Raw genomic sequence first — 24,414 nt, forward strand, 5'->3', positions numbered from 1 at the left:
CGGCAACGGCCGGGGCTCGCCCGGCGTGGTGACAGCTGATGGGGGCGGGACATGTCCATGTCGAAGGGGTCGAACACACCCGTGCCGGCGACGGTACTGCGGGTCGAACTGGGCTGGGGGTCCGGCCCCGGCGTGCCCGACGCGGACGCCTCGGCCCTGCTGCTGGTGGGCGGCAAGGTCCGCTCCGACGCCGACTTCGTCTTCTACAACCAGCCGGTGCACGCATCCGGCGCGGTCCGGCACGAGGGCAAGCGCGACGGCGGCGGCCGGGTCGCCGACAGCCTGCTGGTCGACCTCACGCGCGTGGAGCCCGCGATCGAGACCGTGATCGTCGCCGCCTCCTCGGACGGCGGCTCGTTCGGACAGATCCCCGGCCTGTACATCGAGGTCCGGGAGGCCGAGGGGAACTCGGTCGTGGCACGGTTCGACAACCCCGGCGCCACCGTGGAAACGGCCTTCGTGCTCGGCGAGTTCTACCGCCGGCAGGGCGCCTGGAAGTTCCGCGCCGTCGGCCAGGGCTACGACAGCGGGCTCGAAGGACTGGCCACGGACTACGGCATCACCGTGGACGAGCCCCGGCAGACACCGCATCCGGCCACCGCCGCACCGGTGCCGCCTGCCGCGCCCGCACCCGCGCCGCCCCCGGCCGCATCCACGCCGGCGCGGCCGGCCACGCCTCCGTCGCCGCCCGCCGCCGCGCCCCCGGCCGAACCCGTCCGCCTCACAAAGGTGACGCTCACCAAGGCGGCCCCCTCCGTCTCCCTGACCAAACAGGGCGGCACCTCGGGCGCACTGCGCGTGAACCTCAACTGGGAGGTGCGCAAGCAGTTCTCGGGCTGGGCCCGCAAACTGGGCCGCTCCGTCGCCGTGCACGACGACCTCGACCTCGACCTGTGCGCCCTGTACGAACTCACCGACGGCCGCAAGGGCGTCGTCCAGGCCCTCGGCAACGCCTTCGGTGCCCTCGACCGGCCCCCGTACATCCACCTCGACGGCGACGACCGCACCGGCGCCGTGGCGACCGGCGAGAACCTCACCGTCAACCTCGACCACCTGCAGGCGTTCCGGCGCATCCTGGTCTTCGTGACCGTCTACGAGGGCGCGCGCTCCTTCGCCGACCTGCACGCCACGGTCACCCTGCAGCCCCAGCACGGCGCGGCGGTCGACTTCTCGCTGGACGAGTGCACCGTGCCCTCCACCGTGTGCGCCCTCGCGCTGATCACCAACACCGGCAGTGACCTGGTGGTCCAGCGGGAGGCCCGCTACCTGGTACCCGAGCGCGGTGTGAGCCCCCAGCGCACCGTCGACCACGCCTACGGCTGGGGCATGAACTGGACACCCGGCCGGAAGTGAGCCCGGTCCGGGTGCTCAGCCCTCCTCCGGCACGGCGCCCGGACGGGCGTAGGTGCGGCCCTTCCAGGCCGCACCGCGCCCCCGGTGGTGCTGCACCGCGGAGTCGACCGTCATCAGCAGGTAGAGGAACGCGGTGAACGGCAGCAGGAGAGCCGGCCACGCCGGCTGCCGGTAGTAGCGCAGCATCGGCAGATACGTCCCCGCCATCACCAGCCACGCCGACGCGCCGAGCACCGCCGTGGCCGCACTCCCGGTGGCGGCTCCCACGACGACGGCCGACGGCGGCACCAGGTACACCAGAGCCAGCGCCAGGACCGTGCCGGCCAGCAGCAGCGGACGGTACCGCAGCTGCGCGTAGGCGCTGCGCGAGATCATCTGCCGGAGATCTCCCAGCCGCGGGTAGGGGCGCACGCTGTCCACCCGGTCCGCCAGACCCAGCCAGATCCGGCCGCCGGAGCCCTTGACCGCCCGGGCGAGCGCCACGTCGTCGATCACTGCGTTCCGGATGGCGTCCGGGATCCGCGCCCGCTCGGCGGCCTCGGTGCGCAGCAGCACACAACCGCCCGCCGCTGCCGCCGTCCGCGACACCCGCTTCGTCCCCTCCCTGCCGATCCGGCGGAAGGGATAGAGCTGGCAGAAGAAGTAGACGAAGGCCGGCACCACCAGCCGCTCCCAGAAGCTCGTCACCCGGAGCCGGGCCATCTGGGAGACGATGTCGAACCCGCCGGAGCGGGCCGCCGCCACCAGACTGCGCAGGCTGTCCGGTGCATGCGCGATGTCGGCGTCGGTCAGCAGCAGGTACTCGGGCTCACGCGCGCGTGCCAGCACGATTCCGTGCCGCACGGCCCACAGCTTGCCCGTCCAGCCCGGTGGCGGCGCGCCCGGCGAGGCGACGGTGAGCGGCAGACCGTCCTGGTGCCGCGCCAGCTCGCGGGCCAGTTCCCCGGTCCCGTCACCGCTGCCGTCGTCGATCAGGATCACTTCGGCCCGACCCGGATAGTCCTGGCCGAGCAGGGACGGCAGGCTCTGCGGCAGCACCGCCGCCTCGTCCCGGGCGGGCACCACCACGCACACGGAGGGCCAGTCCCCGGGATCACGGCGCGGCGGCAGTCTGACGTCCGTAAGCCAGTACATGCCCTGGCCGAGCAGCAGCCACAGCCAGACGGCGAGGGACAGGGCGGAAACGGCGGATGTCCACACGGCGGCGCTCACGTGCGCAGTCTGCCCCACCGGAGCGGGCCGGCGGCGGACATCGTCTATCGTGGCCGGGTGAAGATCGCGCTCATGGACTCCGGGATCGGATTGCTGGCGGCCACCGCCGCGGTACGGCGGCTCAGACCGGACGCCGATCTCATCCTCTCCCTGGACCCCGAGGGCATGCCCTGGGGTCCCCGCACGCCGGAGGACCTGACCGCGCGTGCCGTCGCCGTCGCCGAGGCCGCCGCCGTGCACCGGCCGGACGCCCTGATCGTCGGCTGCAACACCGCCACCGTGCACGCGCTGCCCGCGCTGCGTGCCCGCCTCGAACCGGAGCTGCCGGTCGTCGGCACCGTCCCGGCGATCAAGCCCGCCGCGGCCGGCGGCGGCCCGCTCGCCATCTGGGCCACGCCCGCGACCACCGGCAGCCCCTACCAGCGCGGCCTGATCCAGGACTACGCCGACGGGGTGACGGTCACCGAGGTGCCCTGCCCGGGGCTCGCCGAAGCCGTCGAGCACGCCGACGAGACCGCCATCGACGCCGCCGTCGCCGCGGCCGCCGCGCTGACACCGGACGACGTCGCCGCCGTCGTCCTGGGCTGCACCCACTACGAGCTGGTCGCCGAGCGCATCCGGGCAGCCGTCGGCCGCCCCGGCCGGCCGCCGCTGGTCCTGCACGGCTCGGCCGGCGCGGTCGCCGCGCAGGCGCTGCGCCGCCTCGGAGCCGAGCCCGCGCCCGGCGGACCGGGGACGGGCACCGTCACAGTGCTGCTGAGCGGACGCGAGGGCGCGCTGCCCGCCCCCGCCCTGGCCTACGAGGAAGGACGGCGGCTCGGGGCGGTCACCCCCGCGGGCTGACCGCCCGTCCGGCCCTGACCCGCACCCGGCCCGCACCGCTCACCCGCCGGGACTGCCCGGCCCGCACCGCCCGGTCGGCGCAGTCACCCTCCGCAGCGAGATACCCGCGCAGCGAAATCTGAGTACTCTCATAGCCATGAGGGACCGCCACGGCGAGCATGCTCCCCAACCCGATGTCTGGACCGGACGCGCCACCAACCGGATGCAGTGGCTGCTGGCGCTGATCGGAGCGGCCTGCATGGCCCTCGGCATCACGCTGGCCGTCGACTCGGCCTGGGAGTCCGGCATCGTCCCGCTGGTCATGGCGGTCGTCGGCTGCATCGCCGCGGGCCTGCTCGTCCTCTTCGGCACGCTGGCGTTCGTCCACGTGGCGCTGCGTGTCGACGAGGACTGCCTGGAGGTGCGCTGCGGTCACATCGGCGTGCCGCGCCGCCGTATCCCGCTCGCGCACGTCGTCGGCGCCGAGTTCACCCCGCATGTCACCCCGCGCCACTGGGGCGGCTGGGGTTACCGCTGGAGGCCTGAGAAGGGCACCGCCGTAGTCGTCCGGCGCGGGGAGGGCGTGATCCTGCGCCTGTGGGACGGCCACACCTTCACCGTGACCGTCGACGACGCCGAGGCGGCCGTCCGCGTCATCAAGGAGCGGCTGCGGCCCAAGACGCCCGGACCGGCCGCCTGACACCGCCCGCCCGCCTGACAGGCGCGGCGGGTGTACCGCGCCGCGGATCGCCGCCCCACGACCCGCCCCCGGGCGCTCTCTCATGGGAACGCTGCTCGGTCGCTGCCACCGGAGCATCCGCCGGGTGCCGTCACCGGGGCGGCCGGTGCGTGTGGCCACCGGGGCGGGGACGGCTGGTGCGTACCGGCGCGGGGCGGGGCGCCTCCGGCGGGCCCGGAGCGACCGGCCCCTCACCGCCCACCGGTGTGGTCCGTGTCCCCGCCGTCACCGGGGCGGGACCCGTCTCTCACCGCCACCCGGGCGGCCGGTCGCCGCGCGTGCGGGTGCCCGGCGTCGGCGCGGTCGTCTCCTCCGCCGGAGACGACCGTGCCGTGGCCAGACCCGCGAGCAGACCAGCGCCCACCGAGACCGCGGTGAAGCTGAGCGCGTTGCCGACCGAGGCGATGGCGGCGAGCGAGGCCAGCGCCACGCCCGCGGTGAGTACGACCGGGGTGGGCCGCGGCGACCGCCACAGCGCGACCAGCACCCAGCCGAAGGCGGCGGCCAGCAGCAGTACGCCGACGGCGCCCTGTTCGGCAGCCTGCTGCAGGGGAGCGGAGTGCGGTTTGCCGTCGGGCGGAGAGGCCAGGGCCGCCGTCGCGCTCAGTTCACCGAAGCGGCCCGGCCCGACGCCGAGCGCGGCGTCCGCGTGCAGCAGGTCCAGCGCATCGCGCCACAGCTCCACCCGGTGCGCGGTGAGCCGGTCCTCCAGCGGGGCGGCCGGCCCGGCCGGCAGGCGGGCCGCGGCGACCGCCCAGACCACCGCGGCCGTCAGGCCGACGGCGGACCCCAGGACGGCGATGCCCGCGCCACGGCGGCGCACCCGCCCGGCAGCGAGCGAGCCCAGCAGGACCAATGCACCGCCCGCGCACCCGGCGACCGAGTCCAGTACCGCCGCCGTCGCCGTGATCCCCACCGCCAGCAGCCACAGCCCGAACCGCACCGCCTGCGTACGAGCGGCCCAGGCGGCGCAGCACGCAGCGCCCGCAGACAGCGCCAGCAGCGCGGCGGTCGCACCGGCATGCCCGAGCGGTACCGCGAACCGCGGCCCCACGGCCAGCTGCGGCACCGCCACCGTCAGCGAGACCCCCGCCAGCGCCGCCGCACCGGCCGCGGCGACCGGCACCAGAGCCCCGCAGATCCGGCCCGCCGCGTAGCCCGCGGCCACCGCCAGTACGGCGAGCAGCACCCCTTCGGGCCTGCCCCCGCGTGCGGCGGCCGTGACCAGCGCCCAGGTCGCACACGCCCCAAGGATCACCACACCCAGGGCGTCGGTCCCGGCGCGTCTGTCCCCGTCCGCGTCCGCCGCGGACGCCGCCCCCCTGGCCACCACCGTGCGTTCCCGCCTCCGACCCTCGTCGCCCCCCCGACCGTGACGGACCCCGCCGCCCGCCCTGTGGATCGCGCGGCTCGGGCCCGGCCACACCGTAACCGCTGGTCGATGGATGGGACACGGCCCGTGCACGGCTTTGCCGAAACGATCCGGCGCCGGCCGCGTCGGCCCGCGGACCGCGTTGTCCGACGTGACATCACCCGCCGTACACTCCGGGGGTGACCGCCGCCACCGCCATCGAAGCCGAGTCGGACCCGGAGGAGCCGCAGCCCGTGCCCCCGTCGCGTGCCGTCCTGCTGCTGCGCCGCCTCGCCCCCGCCGCCGCTGCCGCGTTCGCCGGAGTCCTGCTCTACGTCAGCTTCCCGCCGCGCACCCTGTGGTGGCTGGCGCTGCCGGCCTTCGCCGTCCTCGGCCTGGTGCTGCGCGGACGCGGCTGGAAGGCGGGCCTGGGCCTGGGCTATCTCTTCGGCCTCGGCTTCCTGCTGCCGCTGCTGGTATGGACCGGGGTGGAGGTCGGCCCCGGACCGTGGCTGGCGCTGGTCGCGATCGAGGCACTGTTCGTCGCTCTCGTCGGCGCCGGTGTCGCCGCGGTGTCGAGACTGCCCGCCTGGCCGGTCTGGGCCGCAGCCGTGTGGATCGCCGGTGAGGCGGCACGCGCGCGCGTGCCGTTCGAGGGCTTCCCCTGGGGCAAGATCGCGTTCGGGCAGGCGGACGGCGTGTTCCTGCCGCTCGCCGCACTGGGCGGCACACCCGTGCTCGGCTTCGCGGTGGTGCTGTGCGGCTTCGGCCTGTACGAGGCGGTGCGCCTGGCCGTCCGCGCCCGCCGCACCGGCGCGCTGCGGCGGGGCGCGGCGGTCACCGCGCTGCTGAGCGTGGCCGTCCCGGTCGTGGGTGCCCTGGCCGCCCGACCGCTGGTGACCGACACCGCCGAGGACGGCACGGCGACCGTCGCGGTGATCCAGGGCAACGTTCCCCGCGCGGGCCTCGACTTCAACGCACAGCGCCGCGCGGTGCTCGACCACCACGCCCGGGAGACCGAACGGCTGGCCGCCGAGATCAGAGCGGGCCGGGTCCCACAGCCCGACTTCGTCCTGTGGCCGGAGAACTCCTCCGACATCGACCCGTTCGCCAACGCCGACGCACGGGCGGTGATCGACCGGGCCGCCCGGGCGGTCGGTGCGCCGATCTCGGTCGGCGGCGTGGTGGAGCGCGACGGCAGGCTCTACAACGAGCAGATCCTGTGGGACCCGGACGAGGGCCCCGTCGACATCTACGACAAGCGGCAGATCCAGCCCTTCGGCGAGTACCTGCCGCTGCGCTCCCTGATCGGGGCGATCAACAGAGAGTGGACCGCGATGGTCCGCCAGGACTTCAGCCGGGGCAGCGAGCCGGGCGTGTTCACCATGGGCGGCACCGAGGTCGGCCTGGTCACCTGCTACGAGGCCGCCTTCGACTGGGCCGTGCGCTCCGAGGTCCGGGACGGCGCCCAGATGATCTCGGTGCCCAGCAACAACGCCACGTTCGGCCGCAGCGAGATGACCTACCAGCAGCTGGCCATGTCCCGCATCCGGGCGGTCGAGCACAGCCGCACCGTCACCGTGCCGGTGACCAGCGGCGTCAGCGCGATCATCATGCCGGACGGCGAGATCACCCGGCGGACCGGCATGTTCGTGGCCGACTCACTGGTCCAGGAGGTCCCCCTGCGCTCCTCGCAGACCCCTGCGACGCGGCTCGGCGTGCTCCCGGAGATCGCCCTGGTGCTGGTCGCCGCGGGCGGTACCGGCTGGGCCGTCGCCGCCGGAGTGCGCGGGCGACGCGCCCGTGACGTGTAGCCGTACGCCCGCCGCACGCCCCGCGGACCGGCCGGAAGTGCACAGAGCGGCCCGTTAGGGTCGGGTGCATGGCTACTCCCGACTTCATCCGCGCGCTGCGCGCCTGTGCCGGACACCAGCTGCTGTGGCTGCCCGGGGTCACCGCCGTCGTCTTCGACGACGAGGGCAGAGTGCTGCTGAACCGGCGTTCCGACAACGGCCGCTGGGCGCTGATCGGCGGCATCGCCGAACCGGGGGAGCAGCCCGCCGCGTGCGCCGTGCGCGAGGTCGAGGAGGAGACGGCGGTGCGCTGTGCCGTCGAACGGGTGGTCCTCGTCCAGGCCCTGGACCCGGTGACCTACGACAACGGCGACGTCTGCCAGTTCATGGACATCACCTTCCGCTGCCGGGCCGTCGGCGGCGACGCCCGGGTCAACGACGACGAGTCGCTCGACGTGGGCTGGTTCCCGGTGGACGCCCTGCCGGACGTGGGCGAGTTCGGGTGGTTCCGGATCAAGCAGGCCCTCGCCGAGGCGCCCACATGGTTCGAGCCCATGGGATCCGGCTGAACCACAGGGCGGGACCATGTGCGTCCTGCGTCCGGTGCTGCCCACGGCATGCCCTGCGGATCCTTGATCAGTACGGTCGTACGGTCATGAAGGCTCTGATCCTGCTGTTCGTCGCGTCTGCCGTTCTCGTCATCCCGACGTCCCTCGTGTGGCTGCTGGGGCGGCGAGCGCGGGTCCCGAACTGGATGCTGGTCGTGTTCCTGCTGGCCGGGTGGCTGACGGCGTTCGTCGGCTGGGTCCTCTCGCAGAGAACCTGAAGCTGGGCGAGGGCGGGGAGGGGGGCCGCGACAACGACATCGCGCGGGAGACGTTCGAGCGCACCGGTGCGAGTGCCATGGGCAAGCGCATGTTCGACCTCGGTGAGCAGGCATGGCCCGAGGAGGCGCCCTTCCACACCCCGGTCTTCGTCGTGACGCACACCAGGCGTGACCCTTGGGAGCGGCCCGGCGGCACCACGTTCCACTTCGTCGACGACGGCATCGAGACCGCGCTCGACCAGGCCCGACAGGCCGCCGGCGACCGCGACGTCCGCATCGCCGGAGGCGGCACGACGATCCTGGAGCACCTGAACGCCGGCCTGATCGACGAGTTCTCGGTCGCACTCTCACCGGTGCTCCTCGGCGCCGGCACCCGCCTCTTCGACGGTGTGGACGCGTCCAGGGTCGCGCTGGAGCCGGTGCGTTCGGATCCCTCCCCGAGGGTGACGCACCTGACCTACGCCGTGCACCCGCGGTAGCCGCACCACTCCGCCCTGGCCGCCCCGAGCACCCGCGGCACACCTGCGGCAATCAGCGGGCCGCCACGGTCAACTGTGAACGGCCGCCCAACCGGCCTGCCTCCAGCGGCAGTTGTGGTCGGTGTGCACGACGCACGCGTAGGCCGCGGGATCCCTCGAGCTGCTCGTGCCCCCTGTTCCGTCTGCTGCCCGGTCGGCACCCCGTCACCGCGCGGGCGTCTCCAGGGATTCGTCCGTCCCGGCATGCTCCCGCACCGCGATCCGGGCCAGCTTCGTCAGCATCATGCCGTTGCGGACCCGGACCAGATAGTCGACGGGGAGCCCGTGCATGCGGATGCCCGGGCCGCGCAGAGGGTGCCAGTCGAGAGTGAAGAGGGTGTTCCCGCCCCAGGGAAGCAGCCGCATGGCGATCCGGGCCGCGCCGAAGGGGGCCGCCCTGGCCTCCAGCTCCAGACGGTGCGAGGGCTCGCAGACGCGCACCACGCAGGTGTCGTCCAGCGTCATCGGACCGGCGCCGACACGGACCCGCAGCCGCGCGCCCACGGCCGGCCAGTGCGGGTCCGCGGTGAGGACCTGCCGGGTGCCGGTCACCCATTCCCCGTAGCGGCGGCCGTCGGAGAGCAGGTCCCAGACCTCGGAGGGCGAGCTGAGGATCAGGCGGCGGTTGCGGGCCACGCCGACCACGCTCCTTCCGGACGGACGGACAGCCGTGACCGGTGCCGGTCACGGCCGGCGTCACGTCCTCCAGGGTGCGGCCGCTGCCGCCGGACCGCACGCCGGCCGGCGGCCCGGGCCGGATCCGCCCGGTGCCGGCGGGGCGGTGCGGCACCGGGCGCTGCCCCCGTGCCGCACGGACTCCCACCGGCGCGGCCGTCAGACCGCCGGTGCCGGGTACGTCGGGTACTCCACGCCGGAGACCTGCTGGACGACGCGGACGACCTGGCAGGAGTAGCCGAACTCGTTGTCGTACCAGAGGTAGAGGATCGCGTTGTCGCCCTCGACCTTGGTCGCGCCGGCGTCGACGATCGAGGCGTGGCGCGAGCCGATGAAGTCGCTCGAGACCGCGTCGGGGGCGCTGATGAAGTCGATCTGGCGCTTGAGCGGCGAGGTCAGCGACACCTCGCGGAGATGGTCGAGGACCTCCTCGCGGGTGGTCTCCCGGGCCAGCTGCAGATTGAGGATGGCGATCGAGACGTCCGGGACCGGGACGCGGATCGAGCTGCCGGTGATCTTCGCCTCGAGGTCCGGCAGCGCCTTGGCGACGGCGGAGGCGGCACCGGTCTCGGTGATCACCATGTTGAGCGGCGCGGAACGGCCGCGGCGGTCGGCCTTGTGGTAGTTGTCCAGCAGGTTCTGGTCGTTGGTGAACGAGTGGACCGTCTCCACGTGGCCGCGCACCACGCCGAACTCGTCCTCCATCGCCTTCAGCGGCGGGACGATCGCGTTGGTGGTGCAGGAGGCGCAGGACAGGATCCGCTCGTCCGGCTTGATCATGTCGTGGTTGACGCCGTGCACGATGTTCGGGACGTCGCCCTTGCCCGGGGCGGTCAGCACCACCTTGTCGATGCCGGGGCGCAGATGGTTGGAGAGGCCCTCGCGGTCGCGCCACTTGCCGGTGTTGTCGATCAGGATGGCGTTGTCGATGCCGTACGCCGTGTAGTCGACCTGCGTCGGGTCGTCGGCGTAGATGACCTTGACGGCATTGCCGTTGGCGACGATCGTGCTCGCCGCCTCGTCGATGGTGATCGTGCCCTGGAACTGGCCGTGGATGGAGTCGCGGCGCAGCAGCGAGGCTCGCTTGACGAGATCCTCGCCGGCCCGCCCGCCGCTCCCGCGGACGACGATCGCGCGCAGCCTCAGCCCGTTGCCTGAGCCGGCCTTCTCGATCAGCAGCCGGGCGACCAGGCGGCCGATGCGGCCGAAGCCGTAGAGCACGACGTCGCGCGGCTCCCGGCGGTCGATCTTGCCCTCGCCCGTGGCCCCGGCGACGGCCTCGGCGGTGAACTCCGCCACCGGCAGGCCGCGGTCGTCGTCCTTGTAGGTCGCGGCGAGCATACCGATGTCGATCTGGGACGGGCCCAGGTCCAGCGCGGTGAGCGCCTGCAGGAACGGCAGCGTGTCGGTGACCGACAGCTCGGCGCCCGCGATCTGCCGGGCGAACCGGTGGGTCTTGAGGATGCTGACCACCGACTTGTTCACCAGGGAGCGGCTGTGCAGCAGGACGGTGACGTCCCGCTCCCGGTGCAGCTTCCCGATCATCGGGATCATCGATTCCGCGATCTCCTCGCGGTGCTTCCAGTTGGTGAACGAGTCGTCGTTGACAGTCACAGTTCGCATCTTTCGAGCTAGGCGGCGCTCATATGTTAACCACATCGTCCGGGTGATCGATCAGGGGGGCCCGTAGGCTGGGCGCATGCATGCGACCCGGGTCTCCTGGCACGTCGACGCGCCGCGTGCGGCCGTCTACCGCGCGCTCGTGGACGCCGGTGCGATCGGGGCGTGGCGGGTGCCGGACGGCATGACCGCGCAGGTGCACGCGTTCGACGCCCGGGAGGGCGGCACCTTCCGGGTGTCGCTCACCTACGACCGGGCGGACGCCGGCGGCAAGTCGGGCGCGCACACCGACACCTACCGGGGGCACTTCGCTCGGCTGGTGCCCGACGAGCAGGTGGTGGAGGTGATGGAGTTCGAGACGGCGGACCCCGCCCTGAGCGGCGCCATGACGCTGACCACGACGCTCACCGACGCCGACGGCGGCACGGACGTCGTCGTGGTGCACGAGGGGATCCCCGACGCGGTGCCCGCCGAGGCCAACGAGACGGGCACGCGTATGGCCCTGGCGAAGCTCGCCGCGCTGGTGGAGAGCGGGGAGCGGCCCGGGTCCTGAGGCCCGGGGGCTCCTCTCCCCGGGCCCGAGGATCCGGTGTCAGCGGGCGCCGGTCCAGCTGTGGGCGACGTCCACCACGACGCGGCCGTCCAGCGTCAGTACCCGGAAGGGCAGCCGGGCGCGGACGCCCAGACCGAGCTGCGTCTCGCCCTCGAAGCTGCCGGCGAACCGGGCGTCGCGGAAGGTGCGGTAGCCGGTCAGGTCCACCCCGGGCAGCGGGCGGCCCACCCGTCCGGGGTAGGTGGGGGCGCCGGTCTCGGGCCGATAGGCGGGCGCGTTCACCCGGATCTCCAGCACGGCGCCGCCGCCGACCGCGACGGGCCGCCCCGAGCCGGCCTGCCGGAGCCGGTCGACGTATCCGACCGTGAACCCGAGCCGGTCGGCCGGGGCACCGGGTACGTCGACGACGAACCGGTCGAAGCAGGTGTGGCGCCCGGTACGGACGTTCCGCACCGGCGTCGACGTCGCCGCACCCCGCGTCTCGTCGAGGCTGCCCCAGCCCGTGGGGCAGGCCGTGGCCCGCACGGTGGCGGGCGCCGTGGTCAGCGGGGCGGCGTCGGCCGCGACCGTGACCGTCCCCAGGGCGGCGCTCGTGAGGACGACCGTCACCCATGCTGCTCTGCTTCGTCGCATTGTGTCCCCCCGGAGTAGGCGTGTTCCGGTATCGGGTGAGACACGTCGATTGACCGAATGGTTGCAGTGTCGGTGGCCGAGGATTGCCGCGCACCCGGCGGGGTACGCGAGCCGGGACCGCCCTCGCCGATCATGTCCCGGGCGGGCCGTACGACCGCCGCTACCAGGGAAACCGCCATGGACACACCCGCGAACGACAACACCCGAACGGCCGCCCAGGAGGCGCTGGACACACTGGCCGAGAACACCGAGGACACCGCGGCGCTGGACACGCTGGCCGGCAGTGACGTGCTCGTACCGGTGCCGGACGACGCGAGCGACGAGGACGCCGCCGACGCCGCGACGCTGGCTCTGCCCGTACTGGAACAGGCGGGCGGCGGGCAGGTGGTGCCCGTGTTCACCTCCGAGCTGGAGATGGCAGGTCTGCTGCCGTACGTCTCCCGCTACCGCATGGTGCCGCTGGGGGCGCTCGCCGCACAGTGGCCCGCCGACGATCTGTCGCTGTCCATCGACGCCGGCTCCGAGCACCGGCTGACCCTGACCTCGGAGGGCGTCCGCACCCTGCTGGCCCGCCCCTGAGGCGGGCGGCCTCGGACGGGCGGCGGCCGGTCAGCCGTCGCCCAGCATCCGCTCCAGCGCGGCCCGCTGCAACGGCAGGACCTCGGTGTGCAGAGTGCGGCCCCGGTCGGTGAGCGCGACGTACACACCGCGCCGGTCCTCGGCGCAGACGGAACGCTGCAGCAGGCCGTCCCGCTCCAGCCGGGCGATGAGCCGGGACAGCGCGCTCTGGCTGAGATGGACTCGGCCGGCCAGGTTCTGCACCCGGCAGTGACCACGCTCCTCGGGGGTCGCCGACGCGAGGACGTCGAGCACCTCGAAGTCGCTCGCACCCAGCCCGTGCGGATGCAGCTCGCGGTCGATCTCGCACATGGTGCGCGCGTGCAGCGAGAGGATCTCCCGCCACCGCTCCTCCAGCCGGGCCCCGGCCGCTGCCGCCGCGATGCCTGCCATGTCTGCACGGTAACACCGGGGCCCGACATGCCCCCCGCCGGTGTGAGGCCCTAGGCTGGTCCCGGCCGCGGCCACTCTCCGCGGCGCGGCGGTGGGGCCCGCCGTACCCGAACCGCGGCAGTGCGCCGCCAACGGTCCCTACTTGCGAAGGTGAGCGCCCGCACGCCCGGGCACCGGCGAGTAGGAGACGTACCACGATGAGCGCTCAGGACACCCGAGGCTCCCGCGTCCGGTCCGCCGCCGCCCGGCGCCGCGTCCGGGGGGACCGGGCGCCGATCCTCGCCGCCGTGGCACTCGGCGGCGGCAGCGGCGCCGCCGCCCGGTACGCAGCCTCCCTCGCCTGGCCCGCACCGGCCGGCGGCTTCCCCTGGACCACGTTCTGGGTCAACACCGTCGGCTGCGCCCTGATCGGGGTCCTCATGGTGTTCCTCACCGAGCTGCGGCCCGCCCACCGCCTGCTGCGCCCCTTCGTGGGCACCGGGGTGCTCGGCGGCTTCACCACCTTCTCGGCGTACGCCGTCGACATCCAGCGGCTCATCGACCAGGGGCACGTCCGCACCGCCCTCGCCTGCCTCGCCGCCACGCCGCTCGCCGCCCTCGCGGCGGTCTGGTCGGCGGCGTGGACGGCCCGCCGCGTCCTGAAGTGGAGGCAGTCATGACCAGGCTGACCGGCAGCGCGCTGCGCCTGACCGCCATCGTCGGGGAGAACGACACCTGGCACCACCGGCCGCTGTACTCCGAGATCGTGCACCGGGCCCGCCGGGCCGGTCTCGCCGGCGCCAGCGTCTTCCGCGGCGTCGAGGGGTTCGGAGCCTCCTCGCTGATCCACACCGCAAGGCTGCTGTCGCTCGGCGAGGATCTCCCGGTGGCCGTCGTGATCGTCGACGACGAGCCGCGGGTACGCGCCTTCCTGCCGCAGCTCGACGAGCTCCTCGCCGGGGGACTGGTGATCCTCGACGACTGCGAGGTCATCCGGTACGCCGGCCGGGACCGGCAGACCCGTCCGAAGGGGGACGCGTCCCGGTGAACTGGCTGCTGGTCGTCGCGGGCGCCATGGTCGGCGCCCCCTTGCGCTATCTCACCGACCGGGCGGTGCAGTCCCGGCACGACTCGGTCTTCCCCTGGGGCACCCTCGCCGTCAACGTCGTCGGCAGCCTGGCCCTCGGCCTGCTCACCGGCGCCGCACTCGCCGGGGCCGCCGGCTCGCGGCCGGTGCTGCTGCTCGGCACCGGGCTGTGCGGAGCACTCACCACGTACTCCACCTTCTCCTACGAGACCCTGCGGCTGGCCGAGACGGGGGCCGGACGGCTGGCCGCGGCCAACGTCGTGACCAGCGTGGCGACGGGCCTGGGCGCGGCCTTCGCGGGGGCCGCCCTCGCCCGTGCGATCTGGTGGTAGCGCGGTGCAGCGCGGTGCAGCGCAAGGCAGCGCGGCATCACGCAGCGCGTCGCTGTGTGGCGTGGCTCGGCGAGTGTGACCGCCTGCACGCCGAGGGGGCGCTTGACAGCCTCCGCCCGTCACCCGCACCATCGCTCCGTGAACCTGTCAGACAGCCAGACAGGTGGTCCGCGTCAGCCGCGGCGCGTGAGCGCCATGGAGGCGGTGCTCGGCCATCTGCGCGGCGCCATCGAGCGCGGCGAGTACGCCATCGGGGACAAGCTGCCCTCCGAGGCGGAGCTCTGCCGGACCCTGGAGGTCTCCCGCCCCGTGCTGCGGGAGGCCCTGCGAGCCCTGCAGACCATGGGGCTGACCGTCTCCCGCACCGGCAAGGGCACCTTCGTCGTCGCGGACGCCGTGGAGGAGCCCACCTTCGGCGACTACGCGGCCGGTGATCTGCTGGAGGTGCGCCGGCACATCGAGATCCCGGTGGCCGGCTACGCGGCCGGACGCCGCACCCCGCAGCACCTCGACCGTCTGACCCGGCTGCTGGACCGCATGGAGCGGGAGACGGACACCACCGCCTGGGCCGCCATGGACACCCTCTTCCACCTCGCCGTGGCCGAGGCCGCCCAGAACCCGGTCTTCCGCCGGGTCATCGAGGAGATCCGCGACGCGCTGGCCCGCCAGTCCGCCTTCCTCAACGAACTGGGGGGCAGGCGCGAGCAGTCCGACCGGGAGCACCGGGCCATCGTCCGGGCGCTGACCGACGGCTCCGCACCCGACGCGGAGCGGGCCATGGCTCACCATCTGGACCGCGTGCAGAACACCCTCGCCGACATCGTGCGCGCCGGCCGTACCGGCACTCCCGCGCACGGCGGACCCCGTTCATGACCACCGGCCCGGCCCACGCCCCGCGAAGCCCCACGGCCGCCACGACCTTCCCGATCCCCAGGATCTCCCCGACCCCCAGGACACCCAGGCAGTGATGCACAGCAGCCCCCGCGCGGACGCACCCCCGATCCGCGAGCCCCGTCATGTCCCCGTCGCTCATCTCGTCCGCGGCGGGGTCGTCGAAGGCGTCCACCACGGCTCCGTCGTCGTGCTGGGCCCGGGCGGCGAGGTCCGGCTCCGGCTCGGCGACCCCGACGCCGCCTGCTACCCGCGCTCCGCGCTCAAGCCCGTGCAGGCCGTCGCCATGGTCCGGGCCGGGCTCCCGCTCGACGGCGAGCTGCTCTCCCTCGCCGCCGCCAGCCACTCCGGCGAGGAACGCCACCTCGCCGGTGCCCGGCGCATCCTCGACCTCGCCGGGCTCACCGAGGACCACCTGCGCAACGTGCCCGACCTGCCGTACGACCCGGTGATCCGGGACGCCTGGATACGCGAGGGCAGGCTGCCCTCCCGGCCGGCCCAGAACTGCTCCGGCAAGCACGCCGCGATGCTCTACACCTGCGCGCTCAACGGCTGGCCCCTCGACACGTACCTCGACCCCGGCCATCCGCTGCAGCGGACCGTCGCCGAGACCGTCGAGGACCTCACCGGACAGCGCGTCGCCGCGGTCACCGTCGACGGCTGCGGCGCTCCGCTGTTCGCCGTCTCGCTGCACGGCCTCGCCCGCGCCGCCGCCCGCATCACCACCGCCGCGCCCGGCACCGCCGAGGCCCGGGTGGCCGACGCGATGCGCCGGTACGCCGAGGCGGCCTCCGGCACGGGCCGGGATGTCGCCGCGCTGATGCGGGCCGTGCCCGGACTGCTCGCCAAGGACGGCTTCGAGGGGGTCCAGGTGGCTGCGCTGCCCGACGGCCGGGCCGTCGCGGTGAAGATCGCCGACGGGGCGAACCGGGCCCGGGTCCCGGTGGCCGCCGCCGCCCTCGCCCAGGCCGGCGTCGACCCGGCGGCGCTCGCCGAGTTCGCCGGGGAGGCGCTGCTCGGCGGCGGCCGGCCGGTGGGGAGCGTCCGGCCCGTCCCGGCCCTCGACCCGGTCGCGTCCGCCGCCTGCGCCTGAGCGGTCCGCCGCCCGCCCGCCACGACCGCCCGTCGGCCGGCCCGCCGTGGCGGGCCCACCCGCACCTGCCCGCCCGCGCCGGCTCGGCCGCGCGCCGGGACCGGCCCGGAGAGAGAATGACGATCATGAATTCGAGCACCTTCGAGCCGGTCCTGGAGCGCATCGCCGAGGAGATCGAGCGCACTCCCGGCAGCGGCCGGGCCGCCGACTACATCCCCGCCCTCGCCGCCCGCGACCCCCGCAGCTTCGGCATGGCCGTCGCCGAGCCCGACGGCACGGTGTACGGCGTGGGGGACTGGCGGCAGCCGTTCTCGGCGCAGTCCATCACGAAGGTGTTCACCCTCGCCCTCGGCCTGGCCCGCGAGGGCGACGAACTCTGGGAACACGTCGGCCGCGAGCCGTCCGGCAACCCCTTCAACTCCCTGGTGCAGCTGGAGTACGAGAACGGCATCCCGCGCAACCCGTTCATCAACGCCGGCGCTCTCGTCGTCTCCGACCGCCTGCACACCCGCACCGGGGACGCGGCCGGAGAGCTGCTCGCCTTTCTGCGCGCCGAGAGCGGCAACCCCGGCCTGTCCTTCGACGAGGAGGTCGCCGCCTCCGAGACCGCACACGGCGACCGCAACGCCGCCCTCGCCCACTTCATGGCCTCGTACGGCAACATCGACAATCCCGTCCCGGACCTCCTCGACCAGTACTTCCGGCAGTGCTCGATCACCGCGTCCTGCGCCGACCTCGCGCTGGCCACCGGGTTCCTGGCGCGGCACGGCATCCGCGCCGACGGCACCCGGCTGCTCAGCCGAAGCCAGGCCAAGCAGGTCAACGCGGTGATGCTGACCTGCGGCACCTACGACGCGGCCGGTGATTTCGCCTACCGCGTGGGCCTGCCCGGCAAGAGCGGTGTCGGCGGCGGGATCATCGCCGTGGTGCCCGGCCGCTGCACGCTGTGCGTGTGGAGCCCGGGCCTGGACGAGCGCGGCAACTCGGTGGCGGGGGTCGCCGCTCTGGACCGGTTCACCACGCTCACCGGACTGTCGGTCTTCTGACCAGCCGCCGACGGGCCTCGAACACGCGTCGGTCACGCGGGCGCCGCCGACCGTAGTGCGGCACGTCGGCTTCCGGCCATCCGGCGCCTGCATGCTGCCCGCGTGGTGTCCGTCCCTCCCTCCGTCGATCTCCGCCGCTGCCAGGTCATCGGCCTGGCCGGCACCGCCGTCCTCGCGGCGGGCGGTGAGACGGCCGGTGCGCTGCCCGTGCGGGAGCTGCTCGCGCCCGCCTCTGCCCGTGCCGCCCTCGGCCTGGTCGGCGTCTACTTCGGCGTCGTCCTGCTGATAGCGGCCTGGGCGCTGCTGGGCAGGCTGGTGCGCGGACCCGAACCGCCCACGCCCCGCGCGCTGCTGCTGGTACTCGGCCTCTGGTCGGCACCCCTGCTGCTGGCGCCCCCGCTGTTCAGCCGGGACGTCTACAGCTATCTCGCCCAAGGGGCCATGGTCGAGGCACAGATGGACGTGTACACCCACGGCCCCGCACAGCTCGGCGGCCCGCTCGCCGCCGAGGTCGCCCCGCTGTGGCAGCACACCGGCGCCCCCTACGGCCCGGTGTTCCTCGGCGTCGCCGCCGCCCTGTCCGCCCTGACCAGGGGCGAACTCCCGGCCGGGCTGGTCGGCATGCGGCTGGTCGCGCTGGCCGGGCTGGCGCTGATGGCGGCGGCGCTGCCCCGGCTGGCCCGCGCCAGCGGAGCGGACCCGGCCGCCGCGCTGTGGCTGGGTGCCCTCAACCCTCTCGTCCTGCTGCACCTGGTGGCCGGTGCCCACAACGACGCCGTGATGCTGGGCCTGCTCGGCATCGGCCTGGTCGCCGCGCTGGGCCGGTGGCCCGCGCTGGGGGCGGCCCTGGTCACCCTGGCCGCCCTGGTCAAGGCCCCCGCGGTGCTGGGACTGGCCGCGGTGGTCGTCCTCCAGGTCCGGGCCGGGCGCCACCCCGTGCGGGCGGTGCTGACGACCGCCGGCGCCGCGGTGGCCACCACCGTCGCCGCGACCGCCGCGGCCGGCACCGGATACGGCTGGACCGCCACCCTCGACACCCCGGTCTCGCCCGAGAACTGGGCCCTGACCAGCTTGCTGGGCCGGGCCACCGGGGGCCTCCTGGAACAGGCCGGCAGCGACCTCGCCCATCTGGCCGTCCCGGCCTGGCGCACCCTCGGCATCGTGGCCGCCGTCGTCGCCGTCCTCGTCATCTGGCTGCGGCTGCGCCCGCACCCGGTCTACGCGCTCGGCCTGAGCCTGGCCGCGGTCGCCGCGCTGGGCCCGGCCGTCCGGCCCTGGTACGCCCTGTGGGGGCTGTTCCTGATCGCGGCGGCCGCACCCAGCGCCTCGGTACGGCACCGCACCGCGGGGGTCACCGCCGTGCTCGCGCTGGTCGCGCTGCCGGGCGGGGGTCCGGTCGACGCCGAGCAGCTGGTGCTGGCCGTCTCCGGCGGTGTGCTCGCCGTGCTGGTGCTCTGGCAGGCGTACCAGGCCCGGCTGTCCCCCACCCGGGGACGGACCGCATGAGGGCACCCCGCACCGACCGGGGCCGGCTGCTGCTGGTTCTGGCCCTGGCCGTCGCCGTCACCGTGTTCACGGCCACCGTGCCGCTGCTGCGCGACTGGTTCGACCTGCGCGTCTACCACGGCGCCGTGCACAGCTGGGTCAGGGACGGCGAACCCCTCTACGACTACCGCGTGCCGGGCACCCCGTACGGCTTCACCTATCCGCCGTTCGCGGCGCTCGTCATGCTGCCGATGGCGCTGGTCGGCCTCGGCACCGCCATCGCGGCCACCCTGCTCCTGAACCTGACAGCGCTCGCCCTGGTCCTGCGCCATCTGGCCGGACCGGACCGGCGCCGGCTCGGCTGGTACGGATGCGCCCTGGGCGCCCTGGCGCTCGCCCTGTTCGAGCCGCTGCGGGACACCGTCAGTTTCGGCCAGGTCAACATCCTGCTGCTGGCGCTCGTCCTGGCCGACGCACGGCTGCTGACCGCCGGGCGCGGCCGGTGGGCCGGCGTCGGGATCGGGCTGGCGGCGGCGGTCAAGCTCACGCCCGTGCTGTTCATCGGGATGCTGCTGCTGGCCCGGCGGTGGCGGGCGGCCGCAGTCGCGGCCGCGGTCGCCGCCGGGGCGACCGCGCTCGCCGCGTGGGCCGCCCCGGGCGCCTCACGCTTCTACTGGACCGAGGCGCTGTGGGACACCTCCCGCATCGGCCGCCTCTCCTATGTGTCCAACCAGTCCCTGCAGGGGGTACTGGCCCGGCTCGGCGCACCCGACCGCGCCGTGTGGGCGGTGGTGGTGCTGCTGGTGCTCGCCGCATGGGCGTGGCGCACCCGCCGGGCGGTCGCCGCGGGGGACCGGACCGCCGCGTTCGCGCTGACCGGACTGGCTGCCTGCCTGGTCAGCCCGATCACCTGGGTGCACCACCTGGTGTGGCTGCTGCCGGCCTTCGCCGTACTGCTGCGCGCCGGGCACCCACGTGTCGCGGGCGCCCTGTACGCGGTGCTGTGCACCAGCGTGGTGTGGCTGTGGGTCGACGACGCCTCCGGCCCCGACGGGCTCATCGGCGCCAACGCCTACACCTGGATCGCGCTGGGTCTGCTGCTCGGGATGCCGGTCGGTCACTCCTCCTCCGGCTCCAGGCGGCCGACGACCAGCCGCACCACCAGCGCCACGACGCCCGCCCCCAGCCCGGCGGCCCCGGCGATCGCCGCCGCCTCCGGCCAGGTGGGAGCCGACACCTCCACCCGCCTGGGCCCCGCCGACGCGGCAGCCGCCGCGGCGGGCACCGCCTGCGGGCCCGGCCGCGACCGCGCCCGCAGTCCGTCGAGCGACCCGACCGGTGCGACCCGCCCGGCGGCCTCGAACCCCCAGTCGAGCAGTGCCCGCGCCTCCTCGTACACCGCGAAGCCGCCGCCCCTCTGAGGGTTCATCACCGACACCACCAGGGTGCGTCCGGCGCGGCGGGCGGCGGCGACGAGGGTGTGACCGGCGTTGCTGGTGTAGCCGTTCTTGACGCCGATCAGGCCCCGGTACCGCTCGACGCCGTCGTCGCCGGTGAGCAGCCGGTTGGTGTTGCGGATGCCGTAGGAGCCGCCGGACCGGTCCGGGAAGCGGGCCTCGACACGGGCGCAGTAGCGTGCGAAGTCGGGGTGGCGCAGCCCCGCCCGGCCGAAGACCGCCAGGTCGTACGCCGACGACACCTGACCCCGGGTGTCGTAGCCGTCGGGCGACAGCACACGGGTGTCGCGGGCGCCGAGCGCGCGGGCCTCGGCCTGCATCCGCTCGGCCGTCTCCCGCCAGCCGCCGGTGAGCCGGGCCAGTACATGCACGGCATCGTTGCCGGAGTTGAGGAAGACTCCGTTCCACAGGTCCGTGACCCGGTAGGCGCGGCCCTCGGCGACGCCGACCAGACTGCTGCCCGGTCCGACCTCCGAGAGCTCCTTCGGACCCACTTCGTGCCGGATGCCGCCGGGCAGGACGGGCAGCATCGTCAGCGCGAACAGCATCTTCAGGGTGCTGGCCGGCGGCAGCTTGCGGTGCGCGTCGTGGGCCGCCAGCACCGCGCCGGTGCCGGCGTCGGCCACCACCCAGGACAGCGCGGAGACCCGGGGCACCTTCGGCGCACCGGAGAACGGGCGGACCTGGGTGCCGGAGCGGTACAGCAGGGCGGGCCGCGGTGCCGCGGCGCCCGGCCCGCCCGGAACTCCGGGGTCCGGTGGCCTGGACCGGGCGCCCGCCGCGGCGGGCGCGAGCGCCAGGAGTCCCGTCATGCACAGCGCACAGGAGGACAGGGCGACCCGGGAAGAAAATCGGACTTTCATACCGCAAACGTAGGAAGGGGTCCGCCGAACACCGCGCTGCCCGGGCCGAGCCGCCCGCGCGAGCACCCGGATGCCGCACTCCTCAGCGGACGGGCAGCGTCGGCCGGATCCGCCGCAGGAAGGCGGCGTTGTCCGGCGTCTCGCGCAGTCGCTCGAGGAGGGTCTCCAGCCCGCCGCGCCCGTCCCGCGGCCCGAGCACCCGCCGCAGTCCCCGCACGGCCGCCAACTCCGCCCCGGCCAGCAGCAGTTCTTCCCGCCGGGTGCCGGAGGCGTCCAGGTCCACGGCGGGGAACACCCGCCGGGCGGCCGCCTCGCGGCTCAGCCGCAGCTCCATGTTGCCGGTGCTCTTCAGTTCCTCGAAGAAGAGGTCGTCAGCGCGCGAGCCGGTCTCCACCAGGGCGGTGGCCAGGATGGTGAGTGAGCCGCCCTTCTCGGCCTGCCGGGCGGCGCCGAAGAACCGCTTGGGCCCGAGCAGGGCGCCCGCGTCGACACCGCCGCTCAGCGTACGGCCGCCGGAGCCGGCCGAGGTGTTGTGCGCCCGGCACAGCCGGGTCAGCGAGTCCAGCAGGACGACGACGTCCTCGCCGGCCTCGACCAGACGCTTGGCCCGCTCGATCACCAGCTCGGCCAGGGCGATGTGCTGCCCTGCCGCCCGGTCGAAGGTCGAGGCGTACACCTCGCCGGGCACCGAGCGGCGCATGTCGGTGACCTCCTCGGGCCGCTCGTCGAGCAGCACCACCATCAGCCGGCACTCCGGGTGGTTCCCGGCGACGGCCGCGGCGATCTGCTGGAGCAGCACGGTCTTGCCGGTCTTCGGCGGGGCCACGATCAGCCCGCGCTGGCCCTTGCCGACCGGGGCGAGCAGATCCACGACCCGTCCTGCGGCACCGGCGCCGGGGTGTTCGAGGTGCAGCCGCCGGTGCGGATGCAGCGGCGTCAGGTCGCGGAAGTGCCGTCGGCCGCGCGACCGGTCCGGGGCACGGCCGCCCACCCTGGCCACGTCGGCCAGGCTCCGCCCGGGCCCGGACACGCCTTCGACGGAGTCACCCCGGCGCAGTCCGTACCGGCGGATCAGGGCGGGGGAGAGGAACGGGTCGGCCGGGGAGGGCAGCAGGTCTGCCGCACGCAGGCGGCCCTTCCCGCCCGCGTCGGTGTCGAGGACTCCGGTGACGGTGGCCGCCGCGGCCTGCTGTGCGGAGGGGTGTTCGAGTGTGGTGGTCATGCTGGGCGGTCCTTTCCCGGACGGCGGGCAGGGCATGGGCGGGGTGGGAATGCGAAGAAGGAGGGAAGGAGATGCCGGGCGGGGGCGGAGGTCACGCCCTGCGGTCGGCGGGAACAGCACCTCGGCACGGGACGGAAGCCCTGCTCACGAGGTGGTGCGGGGAAGCCGGACGCCGGTCGGCGAGGACTCGGCGAACTCGGCGGAGTGAAGAGAGAAGCAACTGACACCGACGCCCGCATCGGGGCGTACACGAGTGCTGCGTGCACTGTAGCACAAGCGGGACGGCGGTGCAGGCCGCGCGGTGCCGGGCTCCGGCGGACTAGGCTGAGGTGATGTTCAGCCCCGAGGGCCCCACAGCGCGCGAACTCGCCGTGCAGGCGCTGTCGTCGGTCGAGCGCGGCTACGACCTGCTCGCCCCGAAGTTCGACCACACGCCCTACCGCACGCCCGACGCGGTGCTGGACGCGGTGGCGACAGCACTGGCGGCGATGGGCCCGTTCGACTCCGGGCTGGATCTGTGCTGCGGTACCGGAGCCGGGACGGACGTACTCGCCCGGGTGTGCCGGGGCAGCGTGACGGGGGTCGACTTCAGCGCGGGCATGCTGGCGGTCGCGCGGGAGCGTGCCGCGCCGGCGGGTCCCGCCGTGTCCTGGGTCCGCGCCGACGCCCGTGCACTGCCGTTCACCTCCGCCTTCGACCTGGTGGTGAGCTTCGGGGCGTTCGGGCACTTCCTGCCGCGCGAACTGCCGGGGCTGTTCGGCCAGGTGCACTCCGTGCTGCGGCCCGGCGGCTGCTTCGCCTTCCCGCTGGTGGCGCCGCCGAGGCCGGGCAGCGCCGGTTACTGGGCGCTGCTCGGCTTCGACACGGCGATGCGGGTGCGCAACGCGCTGTGGCGGCCCCCGTTCGTCATGTACTACCGCACGTGCAGGCTCGGTGACGTACGGCGGGAGCTGACGCGAGCCGGCTTCCGGGTCGAGCTGTACCCCCTGCCGCGGTTCGGCCGCCGGTCCGACGGCAGCCCGCGGGTCCGGCTGGTCGCGGCCCGCAGGGCTCCGGTGCCCGCGGGCGCCGGAGGGCCGGCTCAGCCCGCCGCCGGCAGCGTGAACTCGTAGACCAGCGCGTCCTGCCGGGCGTCGACGCGCAGGTCGGTCAGTTCCAGCAGCCGGCCGTGCTGGTCGCGCACCCGCCGGGTGACCCGGACCGAGCCGGTGTCCGCCGGCCGGGAGATCGTGTCCCGGTGATGCAGGGTCAGGCCCGCGCTGCGCATCCAGTCGTAGACCCGCCAGAGCTGGACCCCGGCTGTGCCGGCGGCGCGGTCGCGGTACCGGGCCAGCTCCTCGACCTCGGCGAGCGCCACGGCCGAGAACGACGTGATCGCGGTGCGCCTGCCGCCGCCGTCGGCGGCCGCGGACTCGTAGCGGTGCACCAGCGTCGGCCGGTGCCCGGCGGGCCCCAGCGCGGCGGCGTGCTCGGGTGGCGGGGTCTCCCAGGTGACGGTGGCCCGGTCCACCGTGCGCGGGTCCCCGGAGCGGGCGCCGACCGGGAAGGTCAGGCTCGCCGGGCTGTGGGCGGCCAGGCCGGGCAGGGCCGCGTGGGTGCCCCGCCGGTCGGTGGCGACCAGACCGTCCCGGCGCAGGACCTCCAGTGCCTGCCGTACGGTCTCCCGGCTGACCCCGAAGTGCTCGGCCAGCCGGCGCTCCCCGGGGAGCCGCCGACCGGGCGGGATGGTGCCGGCGTGCAGCTCCTCGAGAAGTTGCGCCGCGATCCGCCAGTACAGGGGCTGTGCGACGGCGAGAGGGTGGTGGTGCTGGGTGGTGCGGGCCATGCCGCGCCCTCCTGATGGTGACGTTCGG

The 24,414-nt window shown here is 74.5% G+C and carries 26 protein-coding genes and 1 pseudogene; 18 read left to right on the top strand and 9 right to left on the bottom strand.

What is annotated here, in order from left to right; translation table 11 throughout:
• Positions 1–57 precede the first annotated feature (57 nt).
• Positions 58–1,353: a TerD family protein gene (locus V5O46_RS11555; protein WP_332884502.1), complete on the top strand. Its 1,296-nt coding sequence runs from the start codon at positions 58–60 to the stop codon at positions 1,351–1,353.
• Between the two features lie 15 nt (positions 1,354–1,368).
• On the opposite strand, the gene V5O46_RS11560 is transcribed toward V5O46_RS11555, so the two are convergent.
• On the bottom strand, positions 1,369–2,583 hold the full coding sequence (locus tag V5O46_RS11560; RefSeq protein ID WP_332884439.1) for a glycosyltransferase: 1,215 nt from the start codon (positions 2,581–2,583) through the stop codon (positions 1,369–1,371).
• A 39-nt stretch (positions 2,584–2,622) separates the two neighbouring features.
• On the opposite strand from V5O46_RS11560, the gene V5O46_RS11565 reads away from it, so the two are divergent.
• The gene (locus V5O46_RS11565) at positions 2,623–3,408 is read left to right on the top strand and encodes a glutamate racemase (protein ID WP_332884440.1); all 786 of its coding nucleotides are present in this window, start codon (positions 2,623–2,625) and stop codon (positions 3,406–3,408) included.
• A 136-nt stretch (positions 3,409–3,544) separates the two neighbouring features.
• Entirely contained in the window at positions 3,545–4,087 is a 543-nt protein-coding gene (locus V5O46_RS11570; RefSeq protein ID WP_332884441.1) for a hypothetical protein, read from the top strand.
• A 286-nt stretch (positions 4,088–4,373) separates the two neighbouring features.
• On the opposite strand, the gene V5O46_RS11575 is transcribed toward V5O46_RS11570, so the two are convergent.
• Positions 4,374–5,387 (bottom strand): O-antigen ligase family protein, encoded by a 1,014-nt coding sequence (locus tag V5O46_RS11575; protein WP_332884503.1) that lies wholly within the window; start codon positions 5,385–5,387, stop codon positions 4,374–4,376.
• A 290-nt stretch (positions 5,388–5,677) separates the two neighbouring features.
• Here V5O46_RS11575 and lnt point away from each other — a divergent pair, with 290 nt between their 5' ends.
• The 4 genes from lnt (at position 5,678) to V5O46_RS11595 (ending at position 8,575) form a co-directional block, all read left to right on the top strand.
• A complete protein-coding gene (gene lnt / locus V5O46_RS11580) occupies positions 5,678–7,291 on the top strand; it encodes an apolipoprotein N-acyltransferase (protein ID WP_332884442.1) in 1,614 nt (537 codons plus the stop codon).
• A gap of 68 nt (positions 7,292–7,359) precedes the next feature.
• Complete coding sequence (locus V5O46_RS11585; protein ID WP_332884443.1) at positions 7,360–7,839, top strand: NUDIX hydrolase; 480 nt, start codon at positions 7,360–7,362, stop codon at positions 7,837–7,839.
• A gap of 86 nt (positions 7,840–7,925) precedes the next feature.
• On the top strand, positions 7,926–8,096 hold the full coding sequence (locus tag V5O46_RS11590; protein ID WP_332884444.1) for a hypothetical protein: 171 nt from the start codon (positions 7,926–7,928) through the stop codon (positions 8,094–8,096).
• Positions 8,051–8,575 (top strand): dihydrofolate reductase family protein, encoded by a 525-nt coding sequence (locus V5O46_RS11595; protein WP_332884445.1) that lies wholly within the window; start codon positions 8,051–8,053, stop codon positions 8,573–8,575. Before V5O46_RS11590 ends, V5O46_RS11595 begins: the two co-directional genes overlap by 46 nt.
• 204 nt (positions 8,576–8,779) lie before the next feature.
• On the opposite strand, the gene V5O46_RS11600 is transcribed toward V5O46_RS11595, so the two are convergent.
• Both V5O46_RS11600 and V5O46_RS11605 read right to left on the bottom strand, forming a co-directional pair.
• Positions 8,780–9,250 carry an SRPBCC family protein gene (locus V5O46_RS11600; protein WP_332884446.1) on the bottom strand — a complete coding sequence of 157 codons (471 nt, stop codon included), beginning with the start codon at positions 9,248–9,250 and terminating at the stop codon, positions 8,780–8,782.
• 198 nt (positions 9,251–9,448) lie between these two features.
• A complete protein-coding gene (locus V5O46_RS11605) occupies positions 9,449–10,903 on the bottom strand; it encodes a glyceraldehyde-3-phosphate dehydrogenase (RefSeq protein WP_332884504.1) in 1,455 nt (484 codons plus the stop codon).
• 85 nt (positions 10,904–10,988) lie between these two features.
• Between V5O46_RS11605 and V5O46_RS11610 the strand changes: the two genes are divergently transcribed.
• Complete coding sequence (locus tag V5O46_RS11610) at positions 10,989–11,462, top strand: SRPBCC domain-containing protein (protein ID WP_332884447.1); 474 nt, start codon at positions 10,989–10,991, stop codon at positions 11,460–11,462.
• A 39-nt stretch (positions 11,463–11,501) separates the two neighbouring features.
• On the opposite strand, the gene V5O46_RS11615 is transcribed toward V5O46_RS11610, so the two are convergent.
• Positions 11,502–12,095, bottom strand: a complete 594-nt coding sequence (locus tag V5O46_RS11615) for an AMIN-like domain-containing (lipo)protein (RefSeq protein WP_332884448.1) — start codon at positions 12,093–12,095, stop codon at positions 11,502–11,504.
• 177 nt (positions 12,096–12,272) lie between these two features.
• On the opposite strand from V5O46_RS11615, the gene V5O46_RS11620 reads away from it, so the two are divergent.
• The gene (locus V5O46_RS11620; protein WP_332884449.1) at positions 12,273–12,674 is read left to right on the top strand and encodes an SseB family protein; all 402 of its coding nucleotides are present in this window, start codon (positions 12,273–12,275) and stop codon (positions 12,672–12,674) included.
• 30 nt (positions 12,675–12,704) lie between these two features.
• Here the strand turns inward: V5O46_RS11620 and V5O46_RS11625 are convergent, their stop codons facing one another.
• Complete coding sequence (locus V5O46_RS11625; protein WP_332884505.1) at positions 12,705–13,097, bottom strand: MarR family winged helix-turn-helix transcriptional regulator; 393 nt, start codon at positions 13,095–13,097, stop codon at positions 12,705–12,707.
• A gap of 206 nt (positions 13,098–13,303) precedes the next feature.
• On the opposite strand from V5O46_RS11625, the gene crcB reads away from it, so the two are divergent.
• The 8 genes from crcB to V5O46_RS11665 all read left to right on the top strand — a co-directional run bounded on the left by crcB (position 13,304) and on the right by V5O46_RS11665 (position 20,440).
• Entirely contained in the window at positions 13,304–13,765 is a 462-nt protein-coding gene (gene crcB / locus V5O46_RS11630; RefSeq protein ID WP_332884450.1) for a fluoride efflux transporter CrcB, read from the top strand.
• Positions 13,762–14,133, top strand: coding sequence for a DUF190 domain-containing protein (locus V5O46_RS11635; protein ID WP_332884451.1), 372 nt, complete (start codon positions 13,762–13,764; stop codon positions 14,131–14,133). The genes crcB and V5O46_RS11635 overlap by 4 nt, the downstream gene beginning before the upstream one ends.
• Complete coding sequence (locus V5O46_RS11640) at positions 14,130–14,504, top strand: fluoride efflux transporter FluC (protein ID WP_332884452.1); 375 nt, start codon at positions 14,130–14,132, stop codon at positions 14,502–14,504. The genes V5O46_RS11635 and V5O46_RS11640 overlap by 4 nt, the downstream gene beginning before the upstream one ends.
• A 195-nt stretch (positions 14,505–14,699) precedes the next feature.
• Entirely contained in the window at positions 14,700–15,377 is a 678-nt protein-coding gene (locus tag V5O46_RS11645; RefSeq protein ID WP_332884506.1) for a FadR/GntR family transcriptional regulator, read from the top strand.
• 94 nt (positions 15,378–15,471) lie between these two features.
• Positions 15,472–16,488 carry an asparaginase gene (locus tag V5O46_RS11650; protein WP_332884453.1) on the top strand — a complete coding sequence of 339 codons (1,017 nt, stop codon included), beginning with the start codon at positions 15,472–15,474 and terminating at the stop codon, positions 16,486–16,488.
• Positions 16,489–16,604: 116 nt separating this feature from the next.
• Positions 16,605–17,534, top strand: coding sequence for a glutaminase (locus V5O46_RS11655; RefSeq protein WP_332884454.1), 930 nt, complete (start codon positions 16,605–16,607; stop codon positions 17,532–17,534).
• A gap of 102 nt (positions 17,535–17,636) precedes the next feature.
• Positions 17,637–19,040 (top strand): polyprenol phosphomannose-dependent alpha 1,6 mannosyltransferase MptB, encoded by a 1,404-nt coding sequence (gene mptB / locus V5O46_RS11660; RefSeq protein ID WP_408648962.1) that lies wholly within the window; start codon positions 17,637–17,639, stop codon positions 19,038–19,040.
• Positions 19,037–20,440 carry a glycosyltransferase 87 family protein gene (locus V5O46_RS11665; RefSeq protein WP_332884455.1) on the top strand — a complete coding sequence of 468 codons (1,404 nt, stop codon included), beginning with the start codon at positions 19,037–19,039 and terminating at the stop codon, positions 20,438–20,440. The genes mptB and V5O46_RS11665 overlap by 4 nt, the downstream gene beginning before the upstream one ends.
• Positions 20,441–20,499: 59 nt before the next feature.
• Here the strand turns inward: V5O46_RS11665 and V5O46_RS11670 are convergent.
• Positions 20,500–21,339: pseudogene (locus V5O46_RS11670) on the bottom strand (D-alanyl-D-alanine carboxypeptidase family protein); the annotation flags it as partial.
• An 82-nt stretch (positions 21,340–21,421) separates the two neighbouring features.
• Positions 21,422–22,561, bottom strand: coding sequence for a transcription termination factor Rho (gene rho / locus V5O46_RS11675; protein ID WP_332884456.1), 1,140 nt, complete (start codon positions 22,559–22,561; stop codon positions 21,422–21,424).
• Positions 22,562–22,893: 332 nt separating this feature from the next.
• Between rho and V5O46_RS11680 the strand changes: the two genes are divergently transcribed.
• Positions 22,894–23,673, top strand: coding sequence for a class I SAM-dependent methyltransferase (locus V5O46_RS11680; RefSeq protein WP_332884457.1), 780 nt, complete (start codon positions 22,894–22,896; stop codon positions 23,671–23,673).
• On the opposite strand, the gene V5O46_RS11685 is transcribed toward V5O46_RS11680, so the two are convergent.
• On the bottom strand, positions 23,643–24,386 hold the full coding sequence (locus tag V5O46_RS11685; RefSeq protein WP_332884458.1) for a winged helix-turn-helix domain-containing protein: 744 nt from the start codon (positions 24,384–24,386) through the stop codon (positions 23,643–23,645). The two genes, V5O46_RS11680 and V5O46_RS11685, sit on opposite strands and share 31 nt — an antisense overlap.
• Positions 24,387–24,414 lie beyond the last annotated feature (28 nt).

The organism is Streptomyces poriticola (assembly GCF_036689765.1).
GTDB classification, from domain to species: Bacteria; Actinomycetota; Actinomycetes; order Streptomycetales; family Streptomycetaceae; genus Streptomyces; species Streptomyces poriticola.

What these genes read in the sequence shown, in the direction of transcription:
- V5O46_RS11665 (WP_332884455.1), top strand. Translation starts at nt 19,037, where the DNA reads ATGAGGGCACCCCGCACCGACCGGGGCCGGCTGCTGCTGGTTCTGGCC.
- V5O46_RS11615 (WP_332884448.1), bottom strand. Translation starts at nt 12,095, where the DNA reads ATGCGACGAAGCAGAGCAGCATGGGTGACGGTCGTCCTCACGAGCGCC.
- V5O46_RS11685 (WP_332884458.1), bottom strand. Translation starts at nt 24,386, where the DNA reads ATGGCCCGCACCACCCAGCACCACCACCCTCTCGCCGTCGCACAGCCC.
- V5O46_RS11585 (WP_332884443.1), top strand. Translation starts at nt 7,360, where the DNA reads ATGGCTACTCCCGACTTCATCCGCGCGCTGCGCGCCTGTGCCGGACAC.
- V5O46_RS11655 (WP_332884454.1), top strand. Translation starts at nt 16,605, where the DNA reads ATGACGATCATGAATTCGAGCACCTTCGAGCCGGTCCTGGAGCGCATC.
- V5O46_RS11610 (WP_332884447.1), top strand. Translation starts at nt 10,989, where the DNA reads ATGCATGCGACCCGGGTCTCCTGGCACGTCGACGCGCCGCGTGCGGCC.
- V5O46_RS11680 (WP_332884457.1), top strand. Translation starts at nt 22,894, where the DNA reads ATGTTCAGCCCCGAGGGCCCCACAGCGCGCGAACTCGCCGTGCAGGCG.
- V5O46_RS11570 (WP_332884441.1), top strand. Translation starts at nt 3,545, where the DNA reads ATGAGGGACCGCCACGGCGAGCATGCTCCCCAACCCGATGTCTGGACC.
- crcB (WP_332884450.1), top strand. Translation starts at nt 13,304, where the DNA reads ATGAGCGCTCAGGACACCCGAGGCTCCCGCGTCCGGTCCGCCGCCGCC.
- V5O46_RS11635 (WP_332884451.1), top strand. Translation starts at nt 13,762, where the DNA reads ATGACCAGGCTGACCGGCAGCGCGCTGCGCCTGACCGCCATCGTCGGG.
- V5O46_RS11620 (WP_332884449.1), top strand. Translation starts at nt 12,273, where the DNA reads ATGGACACACCCGCGAACGACAACACCCGAACGGCCGCCCAGGAGGCG.
- V5O46_RS11645 (WP_332884506.1), top strand. Translation starts at nt 14,700, where the DNA reads ATGGAGGCGGTGCTCGGCCATCTGCGCGGCGCCATCGAGCGCGGCGAG.
- V5O46_RS11650 (WP_332884453.1), top strand. Translation starts at nt 15,472, where the DNA reads ATGCACAGCAGCCCCCGCGCGGACGCACCCCCGATCCGCGAGCCCCGT.
- rho (WP_332884456.1), bottom strand. Translation starts at nt 22,561, where the DNA reads ATGACCACCACACTCGAACACCCCTCCGCACAGCAGGCCGCGGCGGCC.
- V5O46_RS11555 (WP_332884502.1), top strand. Translation starts at nt 58, where the DNA reads ATGTCGAAGGGGTCGAACACACCCGTGCCGGCGACGGTACTGCGGGTC.
- V5O46_RS11590 (WP_332884444.1), top strand. Translation starts at nt 7,926, where the DNA reads ATGAAGGCTCTGATCCTGCTGTTCGTCGCGTCTGCCGTTCTCGTCATC.